This is a genomic window from Coprobacter fastidiosus (assembly GCF_982245605.1).
In genome coordinates, this window is the sequence record NZ_CEVCIF010000021.1 from 52,025 (window position 1) to 58,407 (window position 6,383).

Consider the following 6,383-nt stretch of genomic DNA (forward strand, 5'->3'; position numbering starts at 1 on the left):
GATCGACTTATGTCGTATTTAGAGAAAATAGATAAAACACGTTTGCCTCAACATATTGCTATCATAATGGATGGTAATGGTCGTTGGGCGAAAGAGCGGAATATGGAACGTACTTACGGTCATAAATATGGTGTAGATGCCGTGCGTACCGTTACAGAAGCTGCTGTTGAAATAGGTGTCAAGTATCTTACATTATATACTTTTTCAACGGAAAACTGGTCACGTCCGGATGAGGAAATAACGGCTTTAATGGCTCTTATGGTAATGGCTATTGAGAGAGAAACTCCGGATTTGATGAAGAATAACGTTCGTTTGAATGCTATCGGGGATTTGTCGCGTATGCCGGATGAAGTTAAGGCGCGATTAAATAAATGTATAGCGCAAACCTCTGTTAATACCGGGCTTACATTGATATTGGCATTAAGTTATTCTTCCCGGTGGGAAATTACGGATGCTACAAAACGCATTGCTGCAGATGTCGCTTCGGGACAGCTTGCAATAAATGATATTGACGAATTTTTGATCAGTTCTCGTTTGACGACTGCTGCTTTTCCTGATCCGGATTTATTGATTCGTACCGGAGGTGAATTGCGGATCAGTAATTTTTTAATGTGGCAGCTTTCCTATGCCGAACTTTATTTTACAGAAGAATATTGGCCTGATTTCGGCAAAGAGAGCCTGTATAAAGCTATCTGCGATTATCAGTCGCGCGAACGGCGGTTCGGAAAAATAAGTGAACAGTTATGAGAACGATATTAGAAATTTTACAACGCAATATGCTCAAACACCCATTATTACTGCTCGTATTCCTTTTATTTGCAACCGGATCTATGTTTGCACAGGATGGGGCAACAGTTAAAAACGATACGATTTATAATCCCGAAGTTTTATATTCGGCGACTCCTAAAAAATATGAAATTGCAGGAATATCGGTTTCTGGAGTAAAGAATAATTATGAAGATTATGTTTTGATCGGTTTCTCAGGATTGTCGGTAGGGGAAACGATCGAAATACCCGGAGACGCTATTACGACTGCCGTAAAACGTTTTTGGAGGCAAGGGCTGTTTTCTGATGTCGCTATTTCTGTAACTAAGATATATGGTTCTCAGGTATGGTTGAATATCGATTTGAAACAACGTCCCCGTATTTCTCAAATCAATTATAATGGAATAAAAAAGTCGGAGCGGGAAGATTTGGAGTTGAAGCTTGGATTGGTAAAAGGTAATCAAATCACTCCGAACATCGTAGACCGGGCTAAGATGTTGATAAAAAAGCATTTTGAAGAAAAAGGCTTTAAAAATGCAGAGGTACAGATTTTGCAAAAAGATGACCTTTCTCATGAAAATCAAGTTATCGTCGATATTAATATCGATAAAAAAGAAAAGGTTAAGGTTCATAAAATATATATAGACGGAAATACTGTCCTTTCAGATAATAAGTTACAACGTGTAATGAAGAAAACCAATGAGAAAGGGAAATTGATTAATCTGTTCCGTACCAAAAAATTTGTAAAAGAAAAATTTGCGGAAGACCTTAATTTGATTATTGATAAATATAATGAATTGGGTTATAGGGACGCTGTTATCGTAAGTGATAGTGTTGCCCCTTATAATGATAAGACTGTAGATGTATTCATTAAGGTAGATGAAGGCCGAAAATATTATTTGAGGGATATCCGTTGGGTGGGGAATACCCTTTATCCTTCTGAATACTTGAGTGCATTGCTTCGAATGAAACCGGGAGATGTATATAATCAAAAGCTCTTGAGGCAACGGACTATGGAAGATGAAGATGCAGTTGCCAATCTGTATATGAATAACGGTTATCTTTTCTTCCAACTCGATCCTATCGAAGTAAATGTCGAAAATGATTCCATAGACTTGGAATTGCGTATGTACGAAGGACAGCAAGCTCGTATCAACAAAATCATCATTCAAGGTAATGACCGGCTGTATGAGCATGTCGTTCGTCGGGAATTAAGAACCAAACCCGGAGAGCTTTTCAATAAATCCGATCTGATGCGTTCTGCTCGTGAAATTGCCCAGATGGGGCACTTCGATCCGGAAACAATGGATATTCGTCCCGAACCTGATCCTGAGAACGGAACTGTAGACTTGGTGTACGCTTTGCAGTCGAAAGCTAATGACCAAATAGAATTTTCTGCCGGTTGGGGACAGACCGGAATAATCGGTAAATTGAGTTTGAAGTTTAATAATTTCTCTGTAAAGAATTTCTTGAAGCCGAAGTCTTATAAAGGAATTATTCCTCAAGGAGAGGGACAAACCTTGACAATCAGTGCTCAGACTAATGCCCGTTACTATCAATCTTACAGTTTGTCATTTATGGATCCTTGGTTTGGTGGAAAACGGCCTAACTCATTCAGTTTTTCGGTTTATTATAGCCGTCAAACTGATCTAAGTACCAGTTATTGGAATAAAAACTATATCGATCCGTATGGTTATGGGTATAACGGCTATTATGGTTATAATGATTATTACGGCAATAATTATGATTACAGTTATGCACTCGATCCCAGTAAATCTTTACAGATGTTCGGTGTTGCTGTAGGGTTCGGGAAACGATTGAATTGGCCGGATGACTATTTTACGCTTTCTGCAGAATTGGGGTATCAGTTGTATAAACTGAAAGATTGGGAATATCTTTATTTTATGCAGAACGGTACGTCCCACAGTATTACCTTGAATTTGACATTGGCTCGAAATTCTATCGATAATCCGATATATACTCGTCGGGGATCTCAATTCTCACTGTCATTGCAGCTTACGCCTCCGTATTCACTTTTCAATAACGTCGATTATAGTAAACTCGATCCTTCCAATAATAAAAAAGACCGGGAAACGATGTATAAGTGGATCGAATATCATAAATGGAAATTTAAAGCAAAAACATTTACTCCGCTTACTTCGGCGGAGAGCCAGCATACTCTTGTATTGATGACTCGTGCCGAAGTGGGAATCTTAGGCTCTTATAATAGACATAAGCGTTCGCCGTTCGAGACTTTCTATGTGGGAGGAGACGGAATGTCGGGATATAGCTATAATTATGCGACCGAGACTATTGCGCTTCGCGGATATGAAAACGGATCATTGACTCCCTATGGGTATGAGGGGTATGCATATACACGTTTGGGAGTGGAACTTCATTTCCCGGTTATATTGCAACCATCGTCTACTATTTATGCTTTGGCATTTGCCGAAGCCGGGAATGCTTGGACTGAAGTGAGGGATTTCAATCCATTTAAATTGAAACGTTCTGCAGGTGTGGGAGTCCGTATATTTTTACCGATGATCGGAATGATGGGGCTCGATTGGGCATACGGATTCGATAAACCTTTTACCGGAGTACAAAAAGTCGGAGGCAGTCAATTACACTTTATCCTCGGGCAAGAATTCTAAGGAATGTTATTTGCTGTGGGTAAAGCGGAACAAAGAGAATGAAAGAAATGTTTTTAGGAGAAGGAGGCTCTTTCTGCCGATTCTGTTTTTAACCTTTAAAATAATTGAGTATGAAACGGATTATTTTTATTTTAGCATTAGTTGCCGCTTTTGCATTCGAGAGCAAGGCTCAGAAGTTTGCATTGATAGATATGGAATATATCTTGAAGAATATACCTTCGTATGAAATGGCGAACGAACAACTGAAACAAGTATCTCAACGGTGGGAAAAAGAGATAACGACTCAAGCGCAAAAAGTAGAGAGTATGTATAAAGAGTATCAGTCTAACTCCGTCTTTTTGTCAGATGATCAAAAGAAAAAGAAAGAAGAAGAAATTGTTGCTGAGGACAAAAAAACTCAAGATCTTCGTCGCAAATATTTCGGGCCGGAAGGGGAGTTGTTTAAGAAGAGAGAAAGTCTTATGAAACCGATACAGGATGATATTTATAATGCCGTAAAGCAAATTTCGGAGACAAAAGGATATCAGATGGTAATGGATCGGGCATCTTCTGCGAATATTATATTTGCCTCTCCTCGCATTGATATAAGCAATGAAGTCCTTGCAAAATTAGGATATTCGAAATAAATATGTATTTTTGTGTCCTGTTAATAGTTCTCGATTATTAAAAAATAAAAAATTGAATTATATGTTTAAGAAACTTTTGATTATTGTATTGTTTGCATTGCCTTTTTGTGCATTTGCTCAGACTCCGCAATTTAAATTCGGAACTGTAAATACTATGGAAATTTTTTCTGCTATGCCCGAACGGGAAGCTGCACAGAAAGAATATGACGCTCTTGCTAAAAAGTATGAAGATGAATTCCTTAAAATGCAGGAAGAATTCGGCAAAAAGTATAAAGAATTGATGGCGACACAAGATTCGATCTCTATTCCGGAAAATATCAAAGCTCGTCGTCAACAAGAATTGGCTGAATTGAACCAAAGAATTCAGAATTTCCAAGAGGTAGTTCAAAATGATTTAGCCAAGCAGCAACAGCAATTGCTCGCTCCGGTAGAGAAAAAAATGAGAGATGCCATTAAAGCGGTGGGAGACGAATATAAGTTTACCTATTTGTTCGACCTTAACGCTGTGTTGTTTGCCGGAGCTAGTAGTGAAGATGCTACTCCGCTGGTAAAGGCAAAATTGGGATTAAAATAATAATTTTCAATACATAATCAGAGAAGGATGATCGCCTGTATCATCCTTTTTCTGTTTTCTTGTGAAAATGAATTTATATAGCGAACAACCCGGTCCGATAGGAGTATTTGATTCAGGTTACGGCGGATTGACTATTTTGGAAGATATTCGTCGGCAAATGCCCGAATATGATTATATTTATTTGGGAGATAATGCCCGTGCTCCCTATGGAACGCGCTCTTTTGAGATAGTGTATGAGTTTACTAGGGAGGCTGTATTGACCTTATTTGAGCGTGGTTGTCAGTTAGTTATTCTGGCTTGTAATACTGCTTCTGCGAAAGCACTTCGTTCTATTCAACAGAAAGATCTTCCTCAAATTGCTCCTAATAGGAGAGTTTTAGGAGTTATTCGCCCGACAGTCGAAGCGTTGGGGAATATAACCCGGACAGGAAAAATCGGGATATTGGGAACGACGGGGACTATACAATCTTGTTCATACCCGTTAGAGATAAAAAAACTATATCCGGAGTATGAGGTATTCGGAGAGGCATGTCCAATGTGGGTACCATTAGTCGAAAATAATGAGCATCGTTCTCCCGGTGCAGATTATTTTGTACGTCAATATATAGACCGTCTTATGATGCAATGTCCCGATATAGATACGGTTATTTTGGGATGTACTCATTATCCTCTGTTATTGGATAAAATCAAGACATTTTTGCCGGAGGGAGTATTGCCTCTTCCTCAAGGTGATTTGGTTGCCGTAAGTCTTAAGAATTATCTTTATCGGCATCCTGAAATGGAGAGGCGATGTACTAAAAGCAGTACATGCCGTTTCCTTACGACCGAATCCCCTCAAAGGTTTTCTATGGCGGCATCTTTGTTTTTGAAAGAAAATGTAAATGTTTCACGCATTGTTTTGGAATGATGATATGGAAAAGATAAGGATCAATAAATATATAAGTGACGCAGGTTTTTGTTCTCGTCGAGAAGCCGATCAGTTGATCGTAGACGAGCGAGTAACGATAAATGGTGTTCTTGCAGCTATGGGAGCTAAAGTGTCGTTAGAAGACAAAGTGCGGATAGATGGTGAAATATTGCATTTTCCGAAAATAATTTCAAAAGATGAAGAGAAGAAGAATAAACGGAAATCTTCTGAAAACTTTTCATCGCGGGAAGATGCGACCAAATTACGAAAAACTTTGCGTGGCACACGTGGAAACGAGAGAAAAAAGGTCGGGAAAGAGATTTCTATGCGTTCTAAGTCAGAAGATAGAACACGTAATGTCAAGAAGAAATCTCAGCATCCTAGTCGTTGATTATTCGGTAAGCAGACTTCTTATCGATTCGGCCAAGGCAATACGGTCAAAAGAATAGGTCCGGTCTCGTTCTTGCACGAAGTATAAAAGCTGTTGAGCTTTTTCTATTTGCTGGCGGTCGGTATTTATTCTGTCATCGGCTAACATCAACTTGACTAATAATTCAAGAAGTTCCCAGTCCGGCACTTTCTCGGTTAACTCTTCAGCTGTTGCATTTTGCACCTCTTGTAAGCTCAGGTGTATATCTTTGTAGCAATCATCGGCGAGAGTATCTGTGTTGCTTCCCGGAGTTTCTTTCTTTTTCAGAAGCTTAGCTAATTTTTTAGCGAGTTCTTCAATTTGTACCAATAAAAAATCTTGTTTTATCATCGTTACGGATACTGTTCCCCAAAGTGTGTCTGAGATAGAGGAATAAAAAAAGTCTACAGATTTTTTAGATTTGTAAAAGCAAAAAGAAACAAAACTAAAA

General features: G+C 38.8%; 7 protein-coding genes. 6 read left to right on the forward strand and 1 reads right to left on the reverse strand.

Annotated features, from left to right (window positions below):
* Positions 1-9: 9 nt before the first annotated feature.
* The 6 genes from AC0UMU_RS07225 to AC0UMU_RS07250 all read left to right on the forward strand — a co-directional run bounded on the left by AC0UMU_RS07225 (position 10) and on the right by AC0UMU_RS07250 (position 5,914).
* Positions 10-747 carry an undecaprenyl pyrophosphate synthase gene (locus AC0UMU_RS07225; RefSeq protein WP_009318057.1) on the forward strand — a complete coding sequence of 246 codons (738 nt, stop codon included), beginning with the start codon at positions 10-12 and terminating at the stop codon, positions 745-747.
* Positions 744-3,416, forward strand: a complete 2,673-nt coding sequence (locus AC0UMU_RS07230) for a BamA/OMP85 family outer membrane protein (RefSeq protein ID WP_022391268.1) — start codon at positions 744-746, stop codon at positions 3,414-3,416. Before AC0UMU_RS07225 ends, AC0UMU_RS07230 begins: the two co-directional genes overlap by 4 nt.
* A 110-nt stretch (positions 3,417-3,526) precedes the next feature.
* Positions 3,527-4,042: an OmpH/Skp family outer membrane protein gene (locus tag AC0UMU_RS07235; RefSeq protein WP_022391269.1), complete on the forward strand. Its 516-nt coding sequence runs from the start codon at positions 3,527-3,529 to the stop codon at positions 4,040-4,042.
* 61 nt (positions 4,043-4,103) lie between these two features.
* Positions 4,104-4,616, forward strand: a complete 513-nt coding sequence (locus AC0UMU_RS07240) for an OmpH/Skp family outer membrane protein (protein ID WP_022391270.1) — start codon at positions 4,104-4,106, stop codon at positions 4,614-4,616.
* A 67-nt stretch (positions 4,617-4,683) separates the two neighbouring features.
* Positions 4,684-5,523 carry a glutamate racemase gene (murI, locus tag AC0UMU_RS07245; protein WP_022391271.1) on the forward strand — a complete coding sequence of 280 codons (840 nt, stop codon included), beginning with the start codon at positions 4,684-4,686 and terminating at the stop codon, positions 5,521-5,523.
* Between the two features lie 4 nt (positions 5,524-5,527).
* Positions 5,528-5,914 (forward strand): S4 domain-containing protein, encoded by a 387-nt coding sequence (locus AC0UMU_RS07250; RefSeq protein ID WP_081705771.1) that lies wholly within the window; start codon positions 5,528-5,530, stop codon positions 5,912-5,914.
* Here AC0UMU_RS07250 and AC0UMU_RS07255 read toward each other — a convergent pair.
* On the reverse strand, positions 5,915-6,383 hold a 469-nt coding region (locus AC0UMU_RS07255; RefSeq protein ID WP_473979902.1), incomplete at its 5' end, for a hypothetical protein. It abuts the gene before it with no gap.